General features: G+C 65.5%; 17 protein-coding genes. 9 read left to right on the top strand and 8 right to left on the bottom strand.

Going from position 1 to position 22,301, the window contains the following annotated elements; all coding sequences use genetic code 11:
• Nucleotides 1–136: 136 nt before the first annotated feature.
• On the bottom strand, nt 137–2,653 hold the full coding sequence (locus BM190_RS15070) for a glycogen/starch/alpha-glucan phosphorylase (RefSeq protein WP_177237083.1): 2,517 nt from the start codon (nt 2,651–2,653) through the stop codon (nt 137–139).
• Nucleotides 2,654–2,857: 204 nt separating this feature from the next.
• Between BM190_RS15070 and BM190_RS15065 the strand changes: the two genes are divergently transcribed.
• A complete protein-coding gene (locus BM190_RS15065; RefSeq protein WP_177237082.1) occupies nt 2,858–3,103 on the top strand; it encodes a hypothetical protein in 246 nt (81 codons plus the stop codon).
• 24 nt (nt 3,104–3,127) lie between these two features.
• On the opposite strand, the gene BM190_RS15060 is transcribed toward BM190_RS15065, so the two are convergent.
• Entirely contained in the window at nt 3,128–3,991 is an 864-nt protein-coding gene (locus BM190_RS15060; protein ID WP_177237081.1) for a LysR family transcriptional regulator, read from the bottom strand.
• Between the two features lie 97 nt (nt 3,992–4,088).
• Here BM190_RS15060 and BM190_RS15055 point away from each other — a divergent pair, with 97 nt between their 5' ends.
• A complete protein-coding gene (locus BM190_RS15055; protein WP_092255866.1) occupies nt 4,089–5,000 on the top strand; it encodes a DMT family transporter in 912 nt (303 codons plus the stop codon).
• A gap of 15 nt (nt 5,001–5,015) precedes the next feature.
• A complete protein-coding gene (locus tag BM190_RS15050) occupies nt 5,016–5,789 on the top strand; it encodes an MBL fold metallo-hydrolase (protein ID WP_092255864.1) in 774 nt (257 codons plus the stop codon).
• 168 nt (nt 5,790–5,957) lie between these two features.
• Here the strand turns inward: BM190_RS15050 and BM190_RS15045 are convergent, their stop codons facing one another.
• The 4 genes from BM190_RS15045 to BM190_RS15030 form a co-directional block, all read right to left on the bottom strand.
• Complete coding sequence (locus BM190_RS15045; protein ID WP_092255861.1) at nt 5,958–6,728, bottom strand: TIGR02186 family protein; 771 nt, start codon at nt 6,726–6,728, stop codon at nt 5,958–5,960.
• Nucleotides 6,725–7,642, bottom strand: a complete 918-nt coding sequence (locus tag BM190_RS15040) for a sulfite exporter TauE/SafE family protein (RefSeq protein ID WP_026201657.1) — start codon at nt 7,640–7,642, stop codon at nt 6,725–6,727. The genes BM190_RS15045 and BM190_RS15040 overlap by 4 nt, the downstream gene beginning before the upstream one ends.
• A 351-nt stretch (nt 7,643–7,993) precedes the next feature.
• Nucleotides 7,994–11,524 carry a tetratricopeptide repeat protein gene (locus BM190_RS15035; RefSeq protein WP_092255859.1) on the bottom strand — a complete coding sequence of 1,177 codons (3,531 nt, stop codon included), beginning with the start codon at nt 11,522–11,524 and terminating at the stop codon, nt 7,994–7,996.
• 389 nt (nt 11,525–11,913) lie between these two features.
• Nucleotides 11,914–12,504, bottom strand: a complete 591-nt coding sequence (locus BM190_RS15030) for a PadR family transcriptional regulator (protein ID WP_092255855.1) — start codon at nt 12,502–12,504, stop codon at nt 11,914–11,916.
• Nucleotides 12,505–12,704: 200 nt separating this feature from the next.
• Here BM190_RS15030 and BM190_RS15025 point away from each other — a divergent pair, with 200 nt between their 5' ends.
• From BM190_RS15025 to BM190_RS15005, 4 genes are all read left to right on the top strand, one after another.
• Entirely contained in the window at nt 12,705–13,088 is a 384-nt protein-coding gene (locus BM190_RS15025; RefSeq protein ID WP_091959955.1) for a nuclear transport factor 2 family protein, read from the top strand.
• 105 nt (nt 13,089–13,193) lie between these two features.
• On the top strand, nt 13,194–14,984 hold the full coding sequence (locus tag BM190_RS15020; protein ID WP_092255850.1) for an acyl-CoA dehydrogenase C-terminal domain-containing protein: 1,791 nt from the start codon (nt 13,194–13,196) through the stop codon (nt 14,982–14,984).
• 55 nt (nt 14,985–15,039) lie between these two features.
• A complete protein-coding gene (locus tag BM190_RS15015; RefSeq protein WP_092255847.1) occupies nt 15,040–16,248 on the top strand; it encodes an acetyl-CoA C-acetyltransferase in 1,209 nt (402 codons plus the stop codon).
• Nucleotides 16,249–16,401: 153 nt separating this feature from the next.
• On the top strand, nt 16,402–18,615 hold the full coding sequence (locus BM190_RS15005) for an FAD-dependent oxidoreductase (RefSeq protein WP_092255845.1): 2,214 nt from the start codon (nt 16,402–16,404) through the stop codon (nt 18,613–18,615).
• A gap of 401 nt (nt 18,616–19,016) precedes the next feature.
• Here BM190_RS15005 and BM190_RS15000 read toward each other — a convergent pair whose 3' ends face one another.
• Together BM190_RS15000 and gstA are read right to left on the bottom strand one after the other, a co-directional pair.
• Nucleotides 19,017–19,325 (bottom strand): hypothetical protein, encoded by a 309-nt coding sequence (locus tag BM190_RS15000; protein WP_143109044.1) that lies wholly within the window; start codon nt 19,323–19,325, stop codon nt 19,017–19,019.
• Between the two features lie 239 nt (nt 19,326–19,564).
• A complete protein-coding gene (gene gstA, locus BM190_RS14995; RefSeq protein WP_092255839.1) occupies nt 19,565–20,179 on the bottom strand; it encodes a glutathione transferase GstA in 615 nt (204 codons plus the stop codon).
• Between the two features lie 126 nt (nt 20,180–20,305).
• Here gstA and BM190_RS14990 point away from each other — a divergent pair, with 126 nt between their 5' ends.
• Both BM190_RS14990 and BM190_RS14985 read left to right on the top strand, forming a co-directional pair.
• Nucleotides 20,306–20,803 (top strand): MarR family winged helix-turn-helix transcriptional regulator, encoded by a 498-nt coding sequence (locus tag BM190_RS14990; protein WP_018316363.1) that lies wholly within the window; start codon nt 20,306–20,308, stop codon nt 20,801–20,803.
• Nucleotides 20,804–20,902: 99 nt separating this feature from the next.
• Nucleotides 20,903–22,273 (top strand): glutamate--cysteine ligase, encoded by a 1,371-nt coding sequence (locus BM190_RS14985; RefSeq protein ID WP_028139831.1) that lies wholly within the window; start codon nt 20,903–20,905, stop codon nt 22,271–22,273.
• Nucleotides 22,274–22,301 lie beyond the last annotated feature (28 nt).

Genomic DNA, 22,301 nt, shown 5'->3' with positions numbered 1-22,301 from the left:
GACCGAGCATCGAATCCGGAAGCTCGAGATTCCGGGTTCGGCTCTGCGAGCCGCCCCGGAATGACGGTCGTCATATCACAGCCATCGCGTGGCTGTGCAATTACCTGTCGGGTAACGCTTCCACGCCGCGGAAAAATCAGCCCGCGGCGTCGCGCAGGTTGGGCAGCAACGGCGTGGTCGGATTGACCGGCACGTTCCAGATCTCCTCGGCATATTCGCGGATGGTGCGGTCGGAGGAGAACCACGCCATGCGCGCGACGTTGAGGATGGAGGCGCGCGTCCAGGCCGGCGCCACCAGCCAGCGCGCATCGACGCTGCGCTGCGCCTCGTAATAGGAATCGAAATCGGCGCTGACCATGTAATGGTCGAGATAGCGCAGCGCGTGCGCGATCGATTCAAAGCGGCCGGGATCGCCGGGCGAGAATTCGCCGGTGCCGATCGCATTGATGGCGCGCTGCAGCTTCGGCGAGTTGCGGATCAAGTCGGAGGCGTCCAGCCCCTGCTTGCGCCGGATCATCACGTCGCCGGCCTCCATGCCGAAGATCGCGATGTTCTCCGCGCCGACATGGTCGCGGATCTCGATATTGGCGCCGTCGAGCGTGCCGATGGTGATCGCGCCGTTCAGCGCCAGCTTCATGTTGCCGGTGCCGGAGGCCTCCATGCCGGCGGTCGAGATCTGCTCCGACAGGTCGGCCGCGGGAATGATCACTTCGGCGAGGCTGACATTGTAATCGGGCAGGAAGACCACCTTGAGCTTGCCGCCGATCGCGGGATCGTTGTTGACGACCTCGGCGACGTCATTGATCAGCTTGATGATCAGCTTGGCGTAGCGATAGCTCGCGGCAGCCTTGCCGGCGAAGATCTTCACCCGCGGCACCCAATTGCCATTGGGGTTGTCCTTGATCGCCTGGTACAGCGCGACGGTCTCGATGACGTTGAGCAGCTGGCGCTTGTATTCGTGGATGCGCTTGATCTGCACGTCGAACAGCGCGGTCGGGTCGACCTTGATGCCGAGCCGTTCGCCGATCAGGCGCGCCAGCGCGGTCTTGTTGTGAAGCTTGACGCTGCGGAACTTCTTCTGGAATTCGACGTCGCTGGCGCGGGCCTCGATCAGCGAGAGCTGGGTCGGATCGTCGAGCACCGCCTCGCCGCAGGTCTCGCGCAACAGGTCGGTCAGCTTCGGATTCGCCAGCATCAGCCAGCGCCGGAAGGTGATGCCGTTGGTCTTGTTGGTGATGCGGCCGGGATAGAGATGGTTGAGGTCGTGGAACACGGTCTCGCGCATCAGGTCCGAATGCATCCCCGAGACGCCGTTGATGCGGTGCGAGCCGACAAAGGCGAGCTGGCCCATGCGCACGCGGCGCCCGCTCTTCTCGTCGATCAGCGAGACCGAGGCGCGGAAGTCGATGTCGCCGGGGCAGCGCGCTTCGGCCAGCGCCAGATGCTGCACGTTGATGCGATAGATGATCTCCAGATGCCGCGGCAGCAGCCGCTCGAACAGCTCGACCGGCCAGGTCTCCAGCGCCTCGGGCAGCAGCGTGTGGTTGGTGTAGGAGAGGGTGGCGACCGTGATCTTCCAGGCCTCGTCCCAGCGGAAATTGTGCAGATCGACGAGGATCCGCATCAGCTCGGTGACGGCAAGGCTCGGATGGGTGTCGTTGAGCTGCACCGCGACCTTGCTCGACAGGCTGCGCAGCTGTCCGTCGGACGCAAGGTGCCGCTTGACGAGATCCTGCAGCGAGGCCGAGACGAAGAAATATTCCTGGCGCAGGCGCAGCTCGCGGCCTGCCGGGCTCTCGTCGTTCGGATAGAGGAATTTGCAGATCGCTTCCGCGCGCGACTGCTCGGCGGTGGCGCTGACATAGTCGCCCTTGTTGAAGGCGTCGAGCTTGAGCGGATCGGGCGAACGCGCCGACCACAGGCGCAGCGCGTTGACGTGCTGGCCCCGCCAGCCGACGATCGGCGTGTCATAGGCGATCGCCTGCACGGTCTCGCCCGGATGCCAGATCGCGCGGTCGCGGCCCTTGTCGTCGACATGCTCGACGCCGCCGCCGAAAAAGATGTCGTAGATCACCTCGGGGCGCTGCAATTCCCAGGGATTGCCGAAGCTCAGCCACTCGTCGGGATATTCCTGCTGCCAGCCCTGGTTGATGATCTGGCGGAACAGGCCGTAATCATAGCGGATGCCGTAGCCGATCGCGGGGATCGACAGCGTCGCCATGCTCTCCATGAAGCAGGCGGCAAGGCGCCCGAGGCCGCCATTGCCGAGCGCAGCGTCCGGCTCGCATTTGCGCAGCTCCGGCAGCGAGACGCCGAGATCGCCGAGCGCGACCTCGAAGATCTTGAGCAAGCCCATGTTGTTGAGCGCGTCGGTAAAGAGACGGCCGATCAGGAATTCGAGCGAGAGATAATAGACGCGCTTGCGGCCCGCGTCGTAGCTGTGCTTCTCGGCCGTGAGCCAGCGATGCACGACACGGTCGCGCAGCGCCAGCGCCGCGGCCTGGTACCAGTCGTGCCTGGTCGCCATGCCGGCATCCTTGCCGATGGCAAGGCGCAGCTTCGCCAGGATCGCGCCCTTGATCTCAGCCAGCGCGAGCTCGTCGATCGGCTGGCCGGGGGCGGGAAAACTGGGCTGGAACGATTGATCTTGCAAAGCCGTCACTTCCTGGTCGAACACACCACTAACCCTTACGCGTCTTGCCCCTGCACCGGAACTGCCACTGGAGCGGCCGTGCACTGCGCTGGCGCAAATTTATGCAAGGAACGGGCCGTTTGGGAACCCGGGCGAGCACGGAGAAACCGGGATTCGGTGCTAGATTGCGGATCAAATCAGCCATCAGTGTGGAGGAACATTCCCATGAGACTGCTGACGCGACTGCTGATCGAGATCGCCGCGGCGGCCCTGCTCGTCGTCTGCATCGGGACCCTCAGTGCCGCGTTTGCCGCCGGCAAGCCCGGTCGCAGCGCCGATGGCCTCAGCTGCGGCTTCACGGTCCCGCAGAATGCCTCGCCCGCGGCCCGCTGCGCCGCCATCAAGCGCCAATGTGGCGGCAAGTTCTATGCGAATGCGTGCGGCGACAGGCTGATGTCCGCGGCGAACTAAGAGACCGTCCGATATTCTGCGAATTCAAGCCGCCTTCGCCTGCACTGCATCGCAAAACTCGGCGAGACGATCTGCAAGTCGCAGCGTTGCCGGGCTCGCATCGGGCGAGGCCATCAGTGCGACCTCGGTCTTGTTGATCGGCGCAAAACCATCTTTCGCCGTCAGCACGCGGTGGTCGGACTGGATCGACATCTCCGACAAGATGCTGAGGCCCATGCCGGCGGCGACCGCGGCCTGGATCCCGGAGAGGCTCGACGAAGAATAGGCCATGTGCCAGGCACGGCCGATGCTTTCCAGTGCGTGGATGGCGCCGGCCCGGTAGAGGCAGCCGGTCGGAAAGCCGATCAGCGGCACGGACGCGGCGTGAACATCGACCGGATGGCTCTTGCTGGTGACCCAGTGCACCCGCTCCGGCCACACCGCGATGGCGCCCTTCTCGCCGGCCGCACGCTTGAACAGCGCAAGGTCGAGCTCGCCGCGTTCGAGATCGCGCGCCAGATGCTTGCTCTGGTCCGCGCGCACGTCGAGCCGCAGGCCCGGATGCGAGCGCGCGAACGCGCCCAGTAATTTGGTCAGCCGGTACGCCGCGAAATCCTCGGGGATGCCGAGCCGGATCGCGCCTTCGCCATCCGGCTGGCGCAGCACGTCGCGCGCCTCCTCGGCGAGCGAGAGCAAGCGCCGCGCATAGGAGAGCAGCCGCTCGCCGGCCTCGGTCGGGCGCACGGTCTTGCCGTCGCGGTGCAGCAGCACCTGGCCGATATCGTCCTCCAGCCGCTTGATCTGCTGGCTGACGGTCGACTGCGTGCGATGGACGCGCGCGCCGGCGCGGGTGAAGCCGCCGGCCTCGACCACCGAGACGAAGCTGCGCAGCAGCTCGAGATCGAGCATGGCCGCCTCCATTCGAAAATCCACTGGCGTGGAGTTAATCATTTAATTTCCAAATGACAAGCGGACTCCCTAGATCGAGGCTCAGGAGAATGCCCCCATGTCGCTCGCCCCCTCGATTTCGGCCCCCCGCACCCGCTTCAACACCCTGCCGCTCGCCATCGGCCTGTTCTGCCTGCTCTGGAGCTACGCCTTCGTCGCCGGCAAGATCGGGGTCACCCATTGCCCGCCGTTGATCCTGCTCGCCGCGCGCTTCTCGCTCGCCGGCATTTTGATCCTGGGCGCCACGCTGATCCGCGGCGACAGCTGGTCGTTAACCTGGCGCGATGCGGCGATCTTCGCCGTGCTAGGGATTGCCAACAACGCGCTCTATCTCGGCCTCGGCTACACCGGCCTGCAATCGGTCTCCGCCGGCCTCGGCGGCCTGATCGTATCGGCCAATCCGGTCTTCACCGCGGCGCTCGCGACCCTGCTGCTCGGCGAGAGCATGACCTTGCGCAAGGCCGGTGGCCTCCTTCTCGGCATCGCCGGCGTGACCTTGATCGTCTGGCATCGCCTGTCGGTCGGCACGGATTCCCTGCACGGCATCGTCTTCACGCTGGCTTCGCTCGCTTCGCTGGTCGCTGGCACCATCCTGTTCAAGCTGCTCGCGCCGAAGGGCTCCTTGTGGATCGGCAATGGCGTGCAGAACCTCGCGGCCGGCCTCGCACTTTCGCCGATCGCGTTCAGTTTCGCCGACGTGCACGCGATCGACTATACGCCGGGCCTAATCGGCGCCTTTGCGTTCCTCGTGCTGGGCGGCTCGATCCTCGCCTACTGGCTCTGGTTCCATCTCCTGAAAGTGTGCGGCGCGACCGCCGCCAGCGCCTATCATTTCCTGATGCCGCCGCTCGGCATGCTGTTCGCGTATCTCGTCCTTGGTGAGCACGTCGAGGCCCGTGATTTGTTGGGCATCATCCCGGTTGCGCTCGGCATCTACCTGGTGACGCGCCCTGCAAAGCCTGTCTCGTAAGAGGAGAGTTCTCTCGTGCCCATTTCCATCACCCTGATAGGCGGCCCGACCGCGCTGATCGAGATCGACGGCTTCCGCCTGCTCACCGACCCGACCTTCGATGCGCCCGGCGCCTACCAGCTGCCGCATGTGACGCTGGAGAAAACCATCGGTCCCGCGTTGAAAGCCGATGCGATCGGCCCGGTCGATGCCGTGCTGCTCAGCCACGACCAGCATTCGGACAATCTCGATCATTCGGGCCGCGACTATCTCCATAAGGTCAAGCGCGTGCTGACGACGGAGGCGGGCGCGAAGCGCCTCGGCGGCCATGTCGAGGGCCTTGCGCCCTGGAGCACGACGCATCTGAAGGATAGCGACGGCAACACTCTGACCATCACCGCGACGCCGGCGCGCCATGGCCCGGCTGGCATCGAGCCGCTGTCGGGCGACGTCATCGGCTTCGTGGTGGCGTCCAGCCGGAAGGACACCAGCACGGTCTATGTCAGCGGGGACACCACCTGGTTCGACGGCGTCGCCGAAGTCGCGCGCCGCTTCAAATGCGGCGTGGTGCTGCCCTTCGCCGGCGCCGCGCAGACGCGTGGGCCGTTCCATCTCACCATGGACACCAACGACACCATCGAAACGGCGCGCGCCTTCCCCGATGCGACGATCGTGCCCGTGCATACCGAAGGCTGGGCGCATTTCCGCCAGAACAGCGAAGATCTGCGCAAGACGTTCGACGTGCTCGGTTTCGGAACGCGGCTGCGGCTGCTGGAGCCGGGCGTGCCGACGGTGATCCAGGCGCCGTGAGCCCCACTGTCATGCCCCGGCTTGACCAGGCTTGACCGAGGCATCCAGTACACCGCGGCGGCCGTTGCGAGAGCGAGCTCCCTAACGCCGGCCTCTGGAATACTGGATCGCCCGGTCAAGCCGGGCGACGACGAGCGGAGAGAGTGGCGCGCGCCGCAATGACGGCAACTAATCCTTCCGGAACACGATCGACGCCATCCATCCCGTCATCAGCGCCATCGCGGCGGTGACGAGGCCATAGATCAGCCCGTTGTGCCGGGCGGTGGTGGCGACGAATTGCTCGAAGCCGACCTTGACGATCTCGAACGCGGTCTCGGTCTTGCTGATGAACGCGCCGTTCGCGAACAGCTTGATCTCGACCTCGTAGGTGCCGATCGGCACCTCCGCCGGCAGCGGAATGCCGGTGCGGAACAGGGTCGGCGTCAGGAACGTGACGGCGCTCGGATCCTCGCGATAGAGCCCGCGCTGGGTACGCAGGCGGATGAAGGCCGAGCGGAACGCGTCGTTCGGCACCACGTCGGCATAATCGCCGCCGACCCGCTGCGTCAGCAGCACGTTGTTCAGCCCGATCTGCTGCCGCCGTGCGATCTCGGGCGAGGTGATCGCGTCGAAGGAGCGGTTGGCGAACAGCGCCAGATAGCTCGGCACCTGCAGGAACTGCCGGTAGTCGGTGTTGATCCAGATGCCGAAGGTGCGCTCCTTGCGCCGTGTCACCATGTCGGCGCGCGGGCCCATCACGGTGACGACGAGGTCATAGGCCGTGCGATCGGCGGACGTTGTCGCATCTTTCTCCACCGAGCCGAACAGCACCAGTTCCTCGCCGGAATAGTTCGGGGTCACCGTGACGCGGTGGTTTGAGACCGATACGATCAGACGCTCGGCGCGCGCGGCGGAGCCGAGCAGCAGGACGAGCAGGAGTGCGAGAGCTGCGCGCATCATCCGCTCACTCCCAGCTCGCGGATGGTGAAGAGATCCTCGGGGCGGATCACCAGCTCGATCGCGAAGCGGACGCCGACCGAGAGGATCAGGAGGCCGAGCAGCAGCCGTAGCTGCTCGCCGCGGATCTTCTGCCCGGCGCGGACGCCGAACTGCGCGCCGGTGACGCCGCCGACCATCAGGATCAGCGCCAGCACGGCGTCGACGAGGTGATTGGTCACCGCGTGCAGCATGGTCGCGAACAGCATCGTGACGAGCGTCAGCACCATCGAGGTCCCGATCACCGTCGAGGTCGGCACCCTCAACAGATAGATCATGATCGGCACCAGGATGAAGCCGCCGCCGATGCCCATGATGGCGCCGATGAAGCCGATCATGATGCCGACGATCACCACGGGGATGACCGAGAGATAGATCTTCGAGCGCTTGAAGCGCATCTTCAGCGGCAGCCCGTGGATCCAGTTGTGCGTGCGGCGTGGCGGCAGCGCGCCGCGCCGGGTCCGCATCAGTGCGCGCAGCCCTTCCGAGAACATCAGGCTGCCGACGGTGCCGAGCAGCACCACGTAGGAGAGCGCGATCATCAGATCGAGCTGGCCGAGCGCACGAAGCTGCGTGAAGGTCCACACGCCGAGCGCCGTGCCAGTGACGCCGCCGCAGAGCAGGACGCTCGCCAGCGCCGGATCGATCGCACGCCGCCGCCAATAAGACAGCGCGCCGGAAAAGGAGGAGGCCGCGATATGGCTCGTGACCGAGGCGACCGCGACCGCCGGCGTGATGCCGATGAAGATCAGCAGCGGCGTCATCAGGAAGCCGCCGCCGATCCCGAACATCCCCGAGACGAAGCCGACCGCGGCGCCCATGGCGAGCACCAGGAAGACGTTGACGGGAAGATCGGCGATCGGAAGATAGAGCTGCATCGAAGGACCATACGCCGGCGAGACGGATCGATTGTCGCGGAATGCTCGCGGGAAGGTCGGAACGATTGCCGCGCCCTTCAATAGCGGAATTCGGAGCCGGGAGGGACCCGGAATTTCGGGCGTGGTGAATGTTGACGAGGGTCGTGAACGAGGCCCCGATCGTTGCGATAACGCGAGATGCGCTCCCTCCCCCGCTTGCGGGGGAGGGTTGGGGGGAGGGTGCCTCCTCTCGCGAGAACCCCCAAGAGGCGAGAGCCCTCACCCGCGTCGCTTCGCTCCGCGACCTCTCCCGCAAGCGGGAGAGGTGCACCGCGCGCGCGGCTCGTTCTGTCTGTCTAAAGCAATTCGCCTTTAATGCGCAGCCGAGGCCGAGCGCTTGGTCGCGACTTGCTTCGGCGCCGGCTTTGCATTCGCCTGCGGCGCGCTGTCCCAGCCGCCGGCGGGCGCCGTGACGTTGACGGCGTCGTCGGGCTGCGGCTCGGCGCTGAAGGTCTGGATCGCGAGCTTGGCGGCCGCGAGCGATTGCGGGTCGAGACGCTTGGCGACGTCGTCGCGCTTGCCGGAGGCGTCCGCATCACCCTGGGCAGCTGCGAGGCTGAACCATTTGTAGGATTCGGCGAGGTTCTGTTCGACGCCGATGCCGCGGGCATAGAGGATGCCGAGGTTGAACTGGCTGTCGGCAACGCCGCGATCGGCGGCCTTGCGGAACCATTGCGCCGCGCTCTTGTAGTTGGCGCCGCGTCCGCCGCCGTCGGCATCGAGCACCGCGAGATTGTGCATTGCCTTGGCGTTGCCGCGCTCGGCGGCCTGGGTGTAGTAGCGGCGGGCGATGTCGGCGTCCTTCTTCACGCCGAGGCCCTTCTCGTAGAGCGTGCCGAGGCGGAAGGTCGCCGGCACCACGCCGGCCTGCGCCGCGCGGTCGTACCATTTGGCCGCTTCGTCGTAATTCGTGGCAACGCCCTTGCCTTCGGCAAAGCGCAAGCCGATCTCGTAGGCCGCGGTCGCATCGCCCTTCATCGCGGCGGTGCGCAGTACCGGGCCGCCGATGCCGTCAGGCAGCTTTTCGCTCGGCGGCACCTGGATCATGCCGAGCTTGGCGCGGCTCGTGCCCGACAGCGCGCCGGTGACGTCGCTGCTCGTGGCAGGCGGCGGCACGGATGCGGCGGGCGGCGGCGGAATTTCGACCGAGGCCGAGTTGCCTGAATTGGCGGCGGGAGCCGGCGCGGCGTTGTTCTGGGACTGCCGTCCAATCGGCGTCGGCGAGGTCATCGATGGCGTGACCTGCTCGGGCGTGGCGGGCTTGTTCTCGATCACCGGCGGTGGCGGTGGGGCCTGCGGCGCGGGCTGGCTCAACGTATTGTCCATGGCCTGCGGCGCGGGCGGCGCGCTGCCCTCGAGCAGGTTCATCGCCATCTTGAAGGTGCCGAGCACGATCACGACCACGCTCGCGCCGACCAGCAGCGAGCGGATCTTCGAGGTGATGGTCGAGCTGCCGTCCTTGCCCTTGTCCTTGCCGCGATCGGCGCCGGCCTTCGCACCACCCTTGGCGCCGCGCGCCGGCTTTTCCGGCTGCGCGGCGGCGGCCTGGGCGGCGCGGCGGGCGGCCGCGATGAAGCTCGACGACGACACCGGCTCTTTCGGCGCGGCGGGAATGTCGCTGATCGCGCTCTCGGAGGCGGCGATGCGCTCCGACGGCGTGGCGAGGCGTCCACCCGGCCGTGTGCCCGGCTCGAGCGGATGATCCGGCGGCAATTCCGGCGCGAGCGCGGTGCGCGCGGGCGCCGTGTGCGGCTCCAGGATCTCGCTGATCGCGCGCGGCGGCACCGGTGGTGCCGACGGAACCGGCGGCGGCGCGGCGGGGCTAGCAGCATGGAATTCACGCGGCGCGGCGGAGAAGGCGGCTTGGGCGAAGGCGCCGTGGGCCTGTTGCTGCGCGTGGGCCTGTTGCTGCGCGGCGGGGTTCGGCAGCTCCGGCTTCGGATCGTATTTCGGTTGCTGCTGGGCTTGCGGCCGCGGCTCACGCGCCATCGGCGGCGCGGGCTCCATGGGAGCGGCCATCGGCATGGGCATTGGCGCGGGGGCCGGCGGCGCGGTGCGCACCGCGCGCAGATCGCCCTCGATCATGGAGAGGCGATCGACGACATGGCCGAGCGCGCTATGGACGGCGTCGAGCGAGTCCTGGGTGCTGCGGTTGGTCTCGGCCTGGCTGAAGCGGATGTCGGACAGCTCGCGCTTGACCAGATCGACCACGCCGGAATCGGCCGGTGCTGCGGAGCTGCGGCTCTCGGCCAGCGCGGAATAGGTCGCCTGCTGCCGCTCGAGGTGACGCAGGATGTCGTGCAGCCCGTCCTCGACGCGGCTCAAATTGCCGTTGCGCGGATCGGCGGCGGCTTCGATCCGCTCCAGCAAATACGAGACGCGCTGTTCGAGATGCGCAAAGGTCGAGGCCGAATCGTTGCCGACCTGCATGCGGTCGAAGCGGTCCGACAGCGCGCGGATCGCCGATTCCAGGTGCTCGGTGCTCTCGGCCGGCTGAGGCCGCTCGCGCGTTTCCAGCGCCGCGGTGAGCGCCGCAATGCGCTGCTCCAGCACCGCAAAGCTGTCGCCCTGGCCGGAGGCGCGGGTGACCTGGTCGACCTTGGACGACAGCAGCTGCACGTCTTCGGACAGGCGTGCCAGCGCTTCGTTGGACGCGACGTTGGAGACGATGCCGCGCAGGGCGGTGATCGCGCCTTCGAGCTGGCGCACCGTCGAGGGATCGTCATTGGCGCGCAGGATCAGGTCGAGCTTGGCGCCTAGATTGCGGATCGCCTCGTCATAGCCGGTGAGCTGCTCGGCCGGTGTCAGCGTGCGCAGCACCTGCTTGATGTCGGACAGCGCGTGCTCGATGCCCGACAGGACCTGGCCGTCGGTGCCGTTGGAACGCGTCTCGTCGATCCGGCGATGCAGCGAGCGGATTTCGTTCTCGATCGATTCGATCGCGCGCCGCGGCATCGCCTCGGTGATGGCGGCGCGGATCTCGGCAAGCTCGCTGCGGAAGGCGTTGATCGCCTGCTCGGTATTGTCGGGGCGCTGCAGCGACTCGATCTGGCTCGTGATCTTGAGCAGATGGCGCTCGAGCGCGGAAAAATCCGGCCCCGGCTGCGGTGGCGGCGGAGCATAGGCAGGCGCGGGTGGCGCCATCGGAGGTGCGTAAGGAGCGGCCCAGGGAGCAGCATTGGGCGCGATCGAGGGCGCGGCGCGCGGCGGCATCTGCCGCGGCGTGAAGCCGTCGAGCTCGCTCTGCCGCGCGGTGATCTCGGCGACGGCGACGTCGAACGAGGCGGGGCTCAGGGGCGGGGCGTTGCGATAGACCTGCGCCGCCGCGCGCTCGACCGCATCGGCCTGGCGCTGGCGCGTGTCGGCCGGCGCCGGGCGCGGAGCCGGGGGCTGCTGCGGTTGAGGCTGCGGCCGGGAGATTTGCGACAGCCGCGCATCGAGACGCGAGATCGCATCGTTGAGCTGGCGCGCGACGCCCTGCTCGCGCGAGGCGTCTGGCCGCGAAGGGTCCTGCCGCGACGAATCCTGTCGTGACGAATCCTGTCGTGAAGTATCTTGGCGCTGCGCGGGCTTGGAGATCCGCTCGATCTGCTGGGTGATCGCGTCGAGCCGCTGGTGGATGTCGGCGACTTCGCGGCTTTCCTGACTCGGTCCCCGGGTTTGAACGTGCGGGGCTTGCGGACGCTGGTCGTAAGGTTCGCGAAAGTTCGGGGGAGCAGTTTCGCCGAGGGTGGAGTTCAGCCAATCGTTGAGTGACATGCCGGCGCGACGCGCAGCAGCTTCGGCCCGCTCCCTGACGGATGGATCGATGCCGTCAACACTCCACGATACGCGCGAATTCATGACTCTGTCCGGTTCCGACTCCGGCGCCCCACCCGGCGCCTCCAGCCTCCCCTCGCGTGCCGGTTGCAAAGACAATCGGATTTGGCGCGGGTCGTCTGCCTCGAAAACCGACTTTTTCCTGTTACGGTAAATAACGGGTTAAGGAACGCGAGCCCGGTGTCTTAAAGTTGGGCGGCGGGAACTGGGGCACGCCGGAAGCGGCGTCATTGCATCCTTCGCGACCTGCCGCCGCCATATACTCCGCTGTCATCGCCCCCGAAGGCGGGCGATCCAGTACGCCGCGGCGGCTCGATTCCAGCCGCGCTGCCTCGGAGTACTGGATGCCCCGCTTTCGCGGAGCATGACACCGGTAAATGTGGTGACAGTCTCCTGTCGGGTCGGGCCACCCCTCAGCCCTTCCCCTCGCGCTTGCCATCCTCCAGCGGCACCACCGTGGCCTTGCCGGTCATCGCCGACAGCGCATCGAGCGCCTCCTCGCAGAAGTCGGCGACCATCTGTTCGTGGCGGGCCCCTAAGCGGAGCAGGAGCAGATTGCCGAGATCGAGCCGGCCTTCCGCCGTGCCCTCCGGAAAGCGCTTCTTCAGGATGCGCTCGTAATTGGCGTGGCGGTCGCGATGGTGCTCCAGGCGGGCCATCAGGTCGGTGCGCAGCGGCTCGATGTCGATGCTGTCGAGCGCATGGAGGCGGACCAGCAGATCGTCCTTGGTGGAGGCTGGCGTGCTTGGTCGCGCGGCCCAGTGCCGCAGCGCTGTTCGCCCCTCCGGAGTGAGCGTATAAACCAGCTTGTTGGGCTTGCCCGATTGCACGACCTCGCGGCCCTGGATGTGGCCGCGGTCGCGCAGCTTGGAGAGCTCGCGGTAGATTTGCTGGTGGTCGGCCTTCCAGAAGAAGCCGATCGAGGAGTCGAACGTCTTGGCAAGCTCGTAGCCCGTCATGGGGCGTTCCGTCAGGCATGCGAGGATTGCGTCGCCCAGTGCCATGACCGGCCTCCTTCTTCTTCGACCTCGACCAACCCGCTTGACTTTATGCGCATTGGCGCATATGCGTCAATGTGCATATGAGGCGTTCAGGGACGGGCTGAAGATCCGACCCGAAAAATCCAGCGGAATCAATCAGCACGCTACTGTGCATGGGGTTGTTTTCGCGTTTTTTGCCAAGGCCTTTAGGGAGGCATCCTGGAATGACCGGCCTCGACTCCTGGTACGGCTACATGAAGTCCCACGACCGCACCGCGCTTTGGGACTTGCTTCATCCCGACGCCGTCTTCGAAAGTCCCGTCGTGCATTCGCCGCAGCGCGGGCGCGACATCACCTTCAAATACCTCTCCAGCGCCGAGAAGGTGCTCGGCGGTCCCGGCTTTACCTATGTCGGTGAGTGGACCAGCGAGCGCGGCGCCGTGCTCGAATTCAAGACCATGATCGACGGTATCGAGATCAACGGCGTCGACATCATCAGCTTCGATGCCGAGGGACGCATCACGCATTTCAAGGTGATGGTGCGTCCGCTCAAGGCGATCAACATGCTGCATCGCCTGATGGCGGAGCAGTTGGCCGCCCAATCGTGACCCTGCCCTGAGGTTGCAGAACCCGCTAAGCTCGCGGGCAAGGCTGCGCAGCAAGAACCGTTCAGAGAATTCCACCACTTCAAGGCCCATTGCCGGGAGAACCCCATGCCGATCTACAAAGCCCCCGTCGAAGACGTGAACTTCCTGCTCAACGACGTCTTCCAGATCGACCGCTACGACAATCTCGCCGGCTTCTCCGATGCGTCGAGCGATGTGCGCGAAGCCATTCTGGGCGAAGCCGCCAAGCTTGCCGAAGAGGTGCTGCAACCGCTCAATCGTGTCGGCGATCTTGAAGGCTGCAAGCGTGCCGATGACGGCAGCGTCACCACGCCGAAGGGCTTCAAGGACGCGTTCAAGCAGGTTGCCGAAGGCGGCTGGCTTGGTCTGTCGGCGCCGACCGAGTTCGGCGGGCAGGGCCTGCCGGTGACGCTGAGTCAGGCGGTCAACGAATTCCAGATCTCCGCCAACATGGCGTTCTCGATGTATGGCGGCCTCACCATGGGCGCGACCGCGGCGCTGATCGTTCATGGTTCGCCCGAGCAGAAGAAGACCTACGTGCCGAAGATGGTTGCCGGCGAATGGACCGGCACCATGAACCTGACCGAGCCGCATTGCGGCACCGATCTCGGCATGCTCCGCACCAAGGCGGTGCGCCAGGCCGACGGCAGCTTCAAGATCACGGGCACCAAGATCTTCATCTCGGCCGGCGAGCACGACCTTGCCGACAACATCATCCACCTCGTGCTCGCGCGCATCGAAGGCGCGCCCGCCGGCATCAAGGGCGTGTCGCTGTTCGTGGTACCCAAGTTCCTTGTGAATCCGGATGGCTCAGTCGGTGCCCGCAACGGCGTCGTCTGCGGCTCGATCGAGCACAAGATGGGCATCCACGGCAATTCCACCTGCGTGATGAACTACGACAGCGCCACCGGCTGGCTGATCGGCGAAGAGAACAAGGGCATGCAGGGCATGTTCGTGATGATGAACGAGGCGAGGCTCGGCGTCGCCGTGCAGGGCCTCGCGCAGTCCGAGGTCGCCTATCAGAACGCGGTCGCCTACGCCCGCGAGCGCATCCAGGGCCGCGCGCTCACCGGCGCCAAGGCGCCGGACAAGCAAGCCGATCCGATCATCGTGCATCCCGACGTGCGCCGCACGCTGCTCTCGATCCGCGCCTTCAACGAAGCCGCGCGCGCCTTTGTGATGTGGACTGCGCTGAAGAGCGACGTCGCCCATCGCTCGGAAGACCCGAAGGACCGCCAGGCGGCCGACGACCACATGGGCCTGATGACGCCGGTGCTGAAGGGCTTCCTCACCGATTACGGCTTTGCCAACGCGGTGCAGGCGCAGCAGATGTATGGCGGCCACGGCTACATCGCCGAGCAGGGCATGGAGCAGTTCGTGCGCGATGCCCGCATCGCCATGATCTATGAAGGCGCCAACGGCATCCAGGCGCTCGACCTCGTCGGCCGCAAGCTGCCGCGCGACGGCGGCCGCGCCATCATGGCCTTCTTCGGCGAGGTCATGGCCTTCGCCAAGGAGAACGGCGGCGACGAGGCGCTAAAACCCTTCATCGCGCCGCTCTCGGCCTCGCTCGGCCATCTCCAGCAGGCCACGACCTGGCTGATGCAGAACGCGATGGCGAAGCCCGATAACGCCGGCGCCGCCGCAACCGATTACCTGCATCTCTTCGGCTTCGTCGCGCTCGGCTACATGTGGGCGAAGATGGCCAAGGTGACCAATGCCAAGATTGCCGAGAGCGGGGCGACGCCCTATCTCTCCACCAAGCTCGTCACCGGCCGTTTCTTCATGGAGCGGATGCTGCCGGAGACCGCCGCCAATCTCGCGCGCATCCAGGCCGGCTGCGCCACCATCATGGAATTGCCGGCGGAAGCGTTCTGAGCCTGCTTCCGCTGCCTGCTCCCAATCGTATTGAACATCACATCAGGAGGGCGTCATGCCTGAGGCATTCATCTACGACCACGTTCGCACCCCCCGCGGCCGCGGCAAGGCGGACGGTTCGCTGCACGAAGTCACGGCGCTGGCGCTCGCGACCGTGCCGTTGAAGGCGCTGAAGGACCGCAACAATCTGCCTGAGGATTCCGTCGACGACGTCATCCTCGGCGTGGTCGATCCGGTCGGTGAAGCCGGCTCCGACATCGCGCGCTTTGCGGCGCTGAAAGCCGGTCTCGGCGAAGCCGTGCCGGGCGTGCAGATCAGCCGCTTCTGCGCCTCCGGCCTCGATGCCGTGAACTTTGCCGCCGCGCAGGTGATGAGCGGCCAGCATGAGCTGGTGATCGGCGGCGGCGCTGAATCGATGAGCCGCGTCGGCATCGGCGCCTCCGGCGGTGCCTGGCCGATGGATCCGTCGATGGCAGTCCCCGCTTACTTCATGCCGCAGGGCGTCTCGGCTGATCTGATCGCCACCAAATACGGCTTCTCGCGCGACGACGTCGATGCCTACGCCGTGCAGAGCCAGCAGCGTGCGGCGAAGTCCTGGGAGGAAGGCCGCTTCGACAAGTCGATCGTCCCGGTGAAGGACATCAACGGCCTCACCATCCTGGCCAAGGACGAGCACATGCGTCCCTCGACGACGATGCAGTCGCTGGCGCAGCTGCAACCCTCGTTCACGATGATGGCGCAGATGGGCGGCTTCGACGGCGTCGCGGTGCAGTCGCATCCCGAGATCGAGCGGGTCAATTACGTGCACCACGCCGGCAATTCGTCGGGCATCGTCGACGGCGCCGGCGCCGTGCTGCTCGGCAGCAAGGAGGCTGGTAGCAAATACGGCCTGAAGCCGCGTGCAAAAATCCGCGCGTTCGCCAATATCGGCTCGGAGCCGGCGATGATGCTGACCGGTCCGGTCGACGTCACCGAAAAGCTGTTCGCGCGCTCCGGCATGAAGAAGTCGGACATTGATTTGTTCGAGCTCAACGAAGCCTTCGCCTCGGTCGTGCTGCGCTACATCCAGGCCTTCGACATCGACAACGCCAACATCAACGTCAATGGCGGCGCCATCGCGCTCGGCCATCCGCTTGGTGCAACCGGTGCGATGATCCTCGGCACCGTGCTCGACGAGCTCGAGCGCACCAACAAGGCGACCGCCCTGGTGACGCTGTGCATCGGCGGCGGCATGGGCACCGCGACCATCATCGAGCGGGTGTAACGAACTGCCGTAGGGTGGGCAAAGCGAAGCGTGCCCACCACTGCTCTCGTCGCGAATGATGGTGGGCACGGCGCAAGAGCGCCTTTGCCCACCCTACGAGACCCCATCAACCGCCGCGCCTGAGATTGGCTGCGGCACCGAGGAGCAACCAACATGTCGTACAAGAATTTCAAGGTTGAGACCGACGCAGACGGCATCGCGCTCGTCACCTGGGACATCCCGGGCCGTTCGATGAACGTGCTCGACGAGACCTCGACCAACGAGCTCGACGCCATCGTCAAGGCGACCACTGCGGATGCCGCGGTGAAGGGCGTCGTCATCACCTCGGCCAAGGAAGCGTTCTGCGCCGGCGCCGACCTGTCGATGCTCGAGGGCATGAACCAGGCCTACGCGGAGGTGTTCAAGGAGCAGGGCGAGACCGCCGCGAACCAGATGCTGTTCGACCAGAGCCGACGCTTCTCGCTGGTGCTGCGCTCGATCGAAACATCAGGCAAGCCGTGGGCGGCCGCGATCAACGGGCTCGCGCTCGGCGGCGGTTTCGAAATCACGCTGTGCTGCCACTATCGCGTCGCCGCGGAGAATCCCAAGACCCGGCTCGGCCTGCCCGAGGTCAAGGTCGGCCTGTTCCCGGGCGCCGGCGGTACGCAGCGCGTGCCGCGCCTGGTGCCGCCGCAGGACGCGATGACGATCCTGCTCAACGGCGATCCCGTCACGATCGACAAGGCCAAGGCGCTGAACCTGATCCACGCCATCGTACCGGCTGCCGATCTCGTCAAGGCGGCAAAGGACTGGATCAAGGGGGGCGGCAAGGCGATCGCGCCCTGGGACGAGAAGGGTTTCAAGCTGCCCGGCGGCCCGGTGTTCTCCAAGGCCGGCATGATGATGTTCCCGGCCGGCAATGCGATCTATCGCCGCGAGACCTACGACAATTATCCGGCCGCGCGCGCCATCATGAGCTGCGTCTATGAAGGCCTGCAGCTGCCGATCGACGCCGCGCTTCGGGTCGAATCGCGTTACTTCACCTCGGTGCTGCGCTCGAAGGAAGCGGCGGCGATGATCCGCAGCCTGTTCCTGTCGATGCAGGAGCTCAACAAGGGTGCGCGCCGTCCGAAGGACATGCCCGCAACCAAGATGAAGAAGATCGCCGTGATCGGCGCAGGCTTCATGGGCGCGAGCGTCGGTTACGTCTCGGCCCGTGCCGGCCTCGACGTCGTCCTGATCGACCGCGACCAGGAGAGCGCCGACAAGGGCAAGGCGCATGCGCAGAAGGTGATCGAGGAGCAGATCAAAAAGGGCCGCGCCAAGCCCGGCGATGCCGAAGCGCTGCTCGCGCGCATCACGCCGACCGCGGACTATGCGGCGCTGAAGGACGTCGACCTCGTCATCGAGGCCGTGTTCGAGGACCGCAAGGTCAAGGCCGACACCTTCGCCAAGGCGCAGGAGCACATGAAGCCGGACGTGATCTTCGCGTCGAACACCTCGACGCTGCCGATCACCTCGCTGGCTGAATCGTTCAAGGATCAGGGCAAGTTCGTCGGCATCCACTTCTTCTCGCCGGTCGAGAAGATGATGCTGGTCGAGATCATCAAGGGCAAGAGCACCGGCGATCTCGCGCTCGCGACCGCGCTCGACTACGTCCGCCAGATCGGCAAGACGCCGATCGTCGTCAACGACTCCAGAGGCTTCTTCGCCAACCGCTGCGTCGGCCGCTACGTCGCCGAGGGCAACGAGATGTTCCTCGAGGGCGTGCCGCCGGCAATGATCGAGAACTGCGCCAAGATGGCCGGCATGCCGGTCGGCCCGCTCTCGCTCTCCGACGAAGTCGCGCTCGACCTCGGCCTCAAGATCATGAAGGCGACGGAGGCCGATCTCGGTCCCAACGCCATCAATCCCGACCAGAAGAAGCTGATGGTGGAAATGGTCGAGAAGCAGGGCCGGCTCGGCCGCAAGAACAGCAAGGGCTTCTACGACTATCCTGAAAAGGGCAAGGGCCAGAAGAGTCTGTGGCCGGGTCTGTCGGCGCTGCAGCCGAAGCAGCTCGACCCTGACACGCTCGATATCGAGGAGCTGAAGCAGCGCTTCCTGGTGGTGCAGGCGGTGGAAGCCGCGCGCACGGTCGAGGACCACGTCATCACCGATCCGCGCGAAGCGGATGTCGGCTCGATCCTCGGCTTCGGCTTCGCGCCGTTCACCGGCGGCACGCTGTCCTATATCGACTTCATGGGCACGAAGAAGTTCGTCGAGCTTTGCCACAAGCTGGAAGCGAAGTACGGCTCGCGCTTCACCCCGCCGAAACTGCTCGAGGAAATGGCGGCGAAGGGCGAGACCTTCTATGGCCGCTTCGCGCCGAAGAAGGCGGCGGCCTGACGAGCAGCCTGTAGCCCGGATGGAGCGTAGCGAAATCCGGGACCAGTTTTTCAACTTGCGAGAGCACCCCGGATTACGCTTGCGCTCCATCCGGGCTACGCAGAAACAGGAAAGGCCGGATCGTCGATCCGGCCTTTCTATTTGCAGTCGTCGAACGGTTAGAAAACGCCGCTGCAAACCCGTCCAGCTGCGCTCGCTCCGCTCTGGCACCGCTCTTGCTGACGATCCGTCGGATGGCTCGTCAGCATTGAAGGTGTCCCGCAATGATCCCCACGGTGTCTCAAGTCAGCGCAGCCGGCGTTGCCGTAAGATACGCCCCACTCTTGCGGCTGGGGCAGCCGTGGCCACGGCGCAGGCTCTTCCGGCGGCGCAGAAAGCTCCCCTCCTGGGTCGGCCTGGCGCTACTCGTTCTCTTCATCGACATGGCGATGGCCGCGCTGGCCTGGGTCGCCGTCGACGTCGTCCTGCACTGAGAGCTCGCCTCTGTGCACGTAGAGCGTCGCCGCCAAATAGGCGACCTGGCCGGCAACCAGGCAACCGGCGACGATGGGAATGCCCGTCCAAAATCCAAAGCCCGAGGTCTGAAGGACCGTTGCGACGAGGATCGCGGTCGCCGGCGAGACCAGCAACAGACTCCCGACTCGGAAGAAGAGTCCCGCCGCCAAGCCGGTGATCGTGCTCGCAAGCAAGAGGAGGAGTACGGTTGTCACGAGAGCTTCCCAGTTCAGGCCGCATCGCGGTACATGGCTGAAATTGAGCCAACTGGATTGCTCTCACAACGATGGTGATCTCTGCCGCACACGCAAGGCGGAGTTATTGTTAACTCCGACAATGCTCGTAAAATTGATGCTCGGGACATCGCGAACGTCCGGGCTTCCGCGACCGCTTCAAGCAAAAGAGCCGGATCATCGATCCGGCTCTTCGTCGTCCCGACTGTCGTGCGCGGGTCTTACTTCGCCTGCGCGAGGCCTTCCTTCTTCAGCGCTTCCTGCACCTGCGGCCGCGCCTCGACGCGGGCCTTGTAGGCGGCAAGGTTCGGCATCGCCGAGAGGTCGAACTTCATCCGCTCGCCCCAGGTCAGCATCGTGAACAGATATCCGTCGGCGACCGTGAACTGCTTGCCCATGAGGTAGTCGCGGCCGGCGAGCTGGCTGTCGATGTATTTCAGCTTGCCCATGACGCGATCTTTGAAGAAAGCCTTGGCTTCGTCGTTCAGGGCCGGCGCGAACAGCGGACCAAAGCTCTTGTGCACCTCCGAGGTGAGGAAATTCAGCCACTCCAGCAGCTTGTAGCGCTCGGAACTGCCATGGGCGGGCGCCAGCGCCTTGCTTGATGCCTGATCGGCGATCATCTGGACAATCACCGGGCCTTCGGTCACGATCTCGCCGCTGTCGAGGCCCAGCGCAGGGACCTGGCCCTTGGGGTTCAGCTTCAGATAATCCTCACCATTTTCGAGCTTCTTGGCCCGGATATCGACCTTGACCAGCTCGTAGGGCAGGCCGGCTTCCAGGAGCGCGATGTGGGGGGACAGCGAGCAGGCACCGGGCGAATAGTACAGTTTCATGGAATTTCCTCCTCTTGACGCTTGGTTCGGCGGAAAGAACGACTACATGCAGCTGCTTGTAACAGTCAATATTGATGCAGCTGCATCAAATGGGGTAAGAGACGGGCGACGAGCTTGAGCGGGACCATGAAACGCAAACCATCGACCGAGGCGACTTCCGCCTGGATCCGCCTGATGCGGGTGCAGAGCCGCGTGCTCGATTGCGTCGAGCAGGATCTGAAGAAGGCCGGCTTCCCGCCGCTGGCATGGTATGACGCGCTGCTCGAATTGTCGCGAGCTCCCTCGGGCGAACTAAGGCCAGTGGAACTCGAACGGCAGATGCTGATCCCGCAATATTCCACCTCGCGTCTGATCGACCGCCTGGTCGACGAGGGCCTCGCCTCGCGGCGCGAATGCAAGATCGACAAGCGCGGCCAGTTCGTCGAGATCACGGAAGCCGGCCGCGAGCTGCAGAAGCGGATGTGGAGCGCCTATTCGGCTGCGATCGAGAAATATGTCGGCTCGAAATTGTCCGATGCCGATGCCGTCAAGCTCAGCGGTCTGCTCGACCGCCTGGGCTGCTCGTGCGGCGAGATGAAACTGCCGCCCGTCGCCAACGTCAACGAAACCTCGCCGTCGCGATGATCGCGCGGCACACCAGCTCGTCCGTGCACCCGGTGGGTTCGCGGACCATCCCGTCACCCGCGCGCGTTCGATCGAAGCGCCTTTTGATTAGAGTTTGATATGGCGCGAGACCAGATCGATATGACGCCGCTGCAATCGCGCGACGAGCTCGTTTCGTGGTTCGAGGAAGGCTGCAAGGACCCGTCCGAATTCCGCATGGGCACCGAGCACGAGAAGACGCCGTTCACGCTCGAGGGCCACCGTCCGGTGCCTTACGAGGGCGCGCGCGGCATTGGTGCGTTGCTCGAAGGCATGAAGCTCCTGCTCGGCTGGGAGCCGATCATGGAGAAGGGCAACATCATCGGCCTCTACGACGTCACCGGCGGCGGTGCGATCTCGCTCGAGCCCGGCGGACAGTTCGAGCTCTCCGGCGCGCCGGTCGAGAACGTGCACCAGACCCAGAGCGAGCTGATGGCGCATCTTGCACAGGTGCGCGAGATCGCAACGCCGCTCGGCATCGGCTTCCTCGGTCTCGGCATGACGCCGTCCTGGTCGCGCGCCGATATCCCGGTGATGCCCAAGGGCCGCTACAAGATCATGACCAACTACATGCCGAAGGTCGGCCAATACGGCCTCGACATGATGTACCGGACCTGCACCGTGCAGACCAATCTCGACTTCTCCTCCGAAGCCGACATGGTCAAGAAGCTGCGCGTCTCGCTCGCGCTGCAGCCGGTCGCGACCGCTTTGTTCGCCAATTCGCCGTTCACCGAAGGCAAGCCGAACGGCTTCCTCTCCTTCCGCTCCGAGATCTGGCGCGACACCGACAATGCGCGTTCTGGCATGATGCCGTGGGCATTCGAGGACGGCATGGGGTTCGAGCGCTATGTCGACTACGCGCTCGACGTGCCCATGTATTTCGTCAAGCGCGGCGAGGAGTACATCGACGTGTCGGGCTCCTCGTTCCGCGCGTTCTTCGACGGTCGCAACAACAACCTTCCCGGCGAGCGTCCGACCCTGTCGGACTGGGCCAACCATCTCTCGACGATCTTCCCGGAAGTGCGGCTCAAGCGCTATCTCGAGATGCGCGGCTCCGACGGCGGCCCGTGGGGCCGGTTGCCGGCGCTGCCGGCGTTCTGGGTCGGGCTGCTCTATGACGACGTCGCGCTCGATGCGGCCTGGGAGATCGTCAAGCACTGGAGCGCGCCCGAGCGTCAGGCCCTGCGCGACGACGTGACGCGCTTCGGCTTCAAGGCGCGGATCAAGAACCGTTATCTGTTCGAGATCGCCAAGGAATGCCTGGTTCTGGCGCATGCCGGCCTGCGCCGGCGCGGCCGGATCGACCAGCTCGGCCGCGACGAAACGCGGCACCTTGAGCCGCTCGACCGCATCATCGATTCCGGCCGGACGCCGGCCGAGGAAATGTTGGACAAGTTCAACGGTCCCTGGAAGGGCTCGGTGGAACCGGCCTACGCGGAATACGCGTTCTAGGACGGTCAGGGATTCAGCCGTTCATCGC

The organism is Bradyrhizobium sp. Rc3b (genome assembly GCF_900114915.1).
GTDB lineage: Bacteria > Pseudomonadota > Alphaproteobacteria > Rhizobiales > Xanthobacteraceae > Bradyrhizobium.
This window is presented reverse-complemented; position numbering and strand designations above follow the sequence as displayed.

Excerpts from the sequence above, each read along its gene's own strand:
- BM190_RS15065 (WP_177237082.1), top strand. The coding sequence starts at position 2,858 with ATGAGACTGCTGACGCGACTGCTGATCGAGATCGCCGCGGCGGCCCTG.
- BM190_RS15060 (WP_177237081.1), bottom strand. The coding sequence starts at position 3,991 with ATGCTCGATCTCGAGCTGCTGCGCAGCTTCGTCTCGGTGGTCGAGGCC.
- BM190_RS15055 (WP_092255866.1), top strand. The coding sequence starts at position 4,089 with ATGTCGCTCGCCCCCTCGATTTCGGCCCCCCGCACCCGCTTCAACACC.
- BM190_RS15045 (WP_092255861.1), bottom strand. The coding sequence starts at position 6,728 with ATGATGCGCGCAGCTCTCGCACTCCTGCTCGTCCTGCTGCTCGGCTCC.
- BM190_RS15040 (WP_026201657.1), bottom strand. The coding sequence starts at position 7,642 with ATGCAGCTCTATCTTCCGATCGCCGATCTTCCCGTCAACGTCTTCCTG.
- BM190_RS15035 (WP_092255859.1), bottom strand. The coding sequence starts at position 11,524 with ATGAATTCGCGCGTATCGTGGAGTGTTGACGGCATCGATCCATCCGTC.
- BM190_RS15030 (WP_092255855.1), bottom strand. The coding sequence starts at position 12,504 with ATGGCACTGGGCGACGCAATCCTCGCATGCCTGACGGAACGCCCCATG.
- BM190_RS15025 (WP_091959955.1), top strand. The coding sequence starts at position 12,705 with ATGACCGGCCTCGACTCCTGGTACGGCTACATGAAGTCCCACGACCGC.
- BM190_RS15020 (WP_092255850.1), top strand. The coding sequence starts at position 13,194 with ATGCCGATCTACAAAGCCCCCGTCGAAGACGTGAACTTCCTGCTCAAC.
- BM190_RS15015 (WP_092255847.1), top strand. The coding sequence starts at position 15,040 with ATGCCTGAGGCATTCATCTACGACCACGTTCGCACCCCCCGCGGCCGC.
- BM190_RS15005 (WP_092255845.1), top strand. The coding sequence starts at position 16,402 with ATGTCGTACAAGAATTTCAAGGTTGAGACCGACGCAGACGGCATCGCG.
- gstA (WP_092255839.1), bottom strand. The coding sequence starts at position 20,179 with ATGAAACTGTACTATTCGCCCGGTGCCTGCTCGCTGTCCCCCCACATC.
- BM190_RS14990 (WP_018316363.1), top strand. The coding sequence starts at position 20,306 with ATGAAACGCAAACCATCGACCGAGGCGACTTCCGCCTGGATCCGCCTG.
- BM190_RS14985 (WP_028139831.1), top strand. The coding sequence starts at position 20,903 with ATGGCGCGAGACCAGATCGATATGACGCCGCTGCAATCGCGCGACGAG.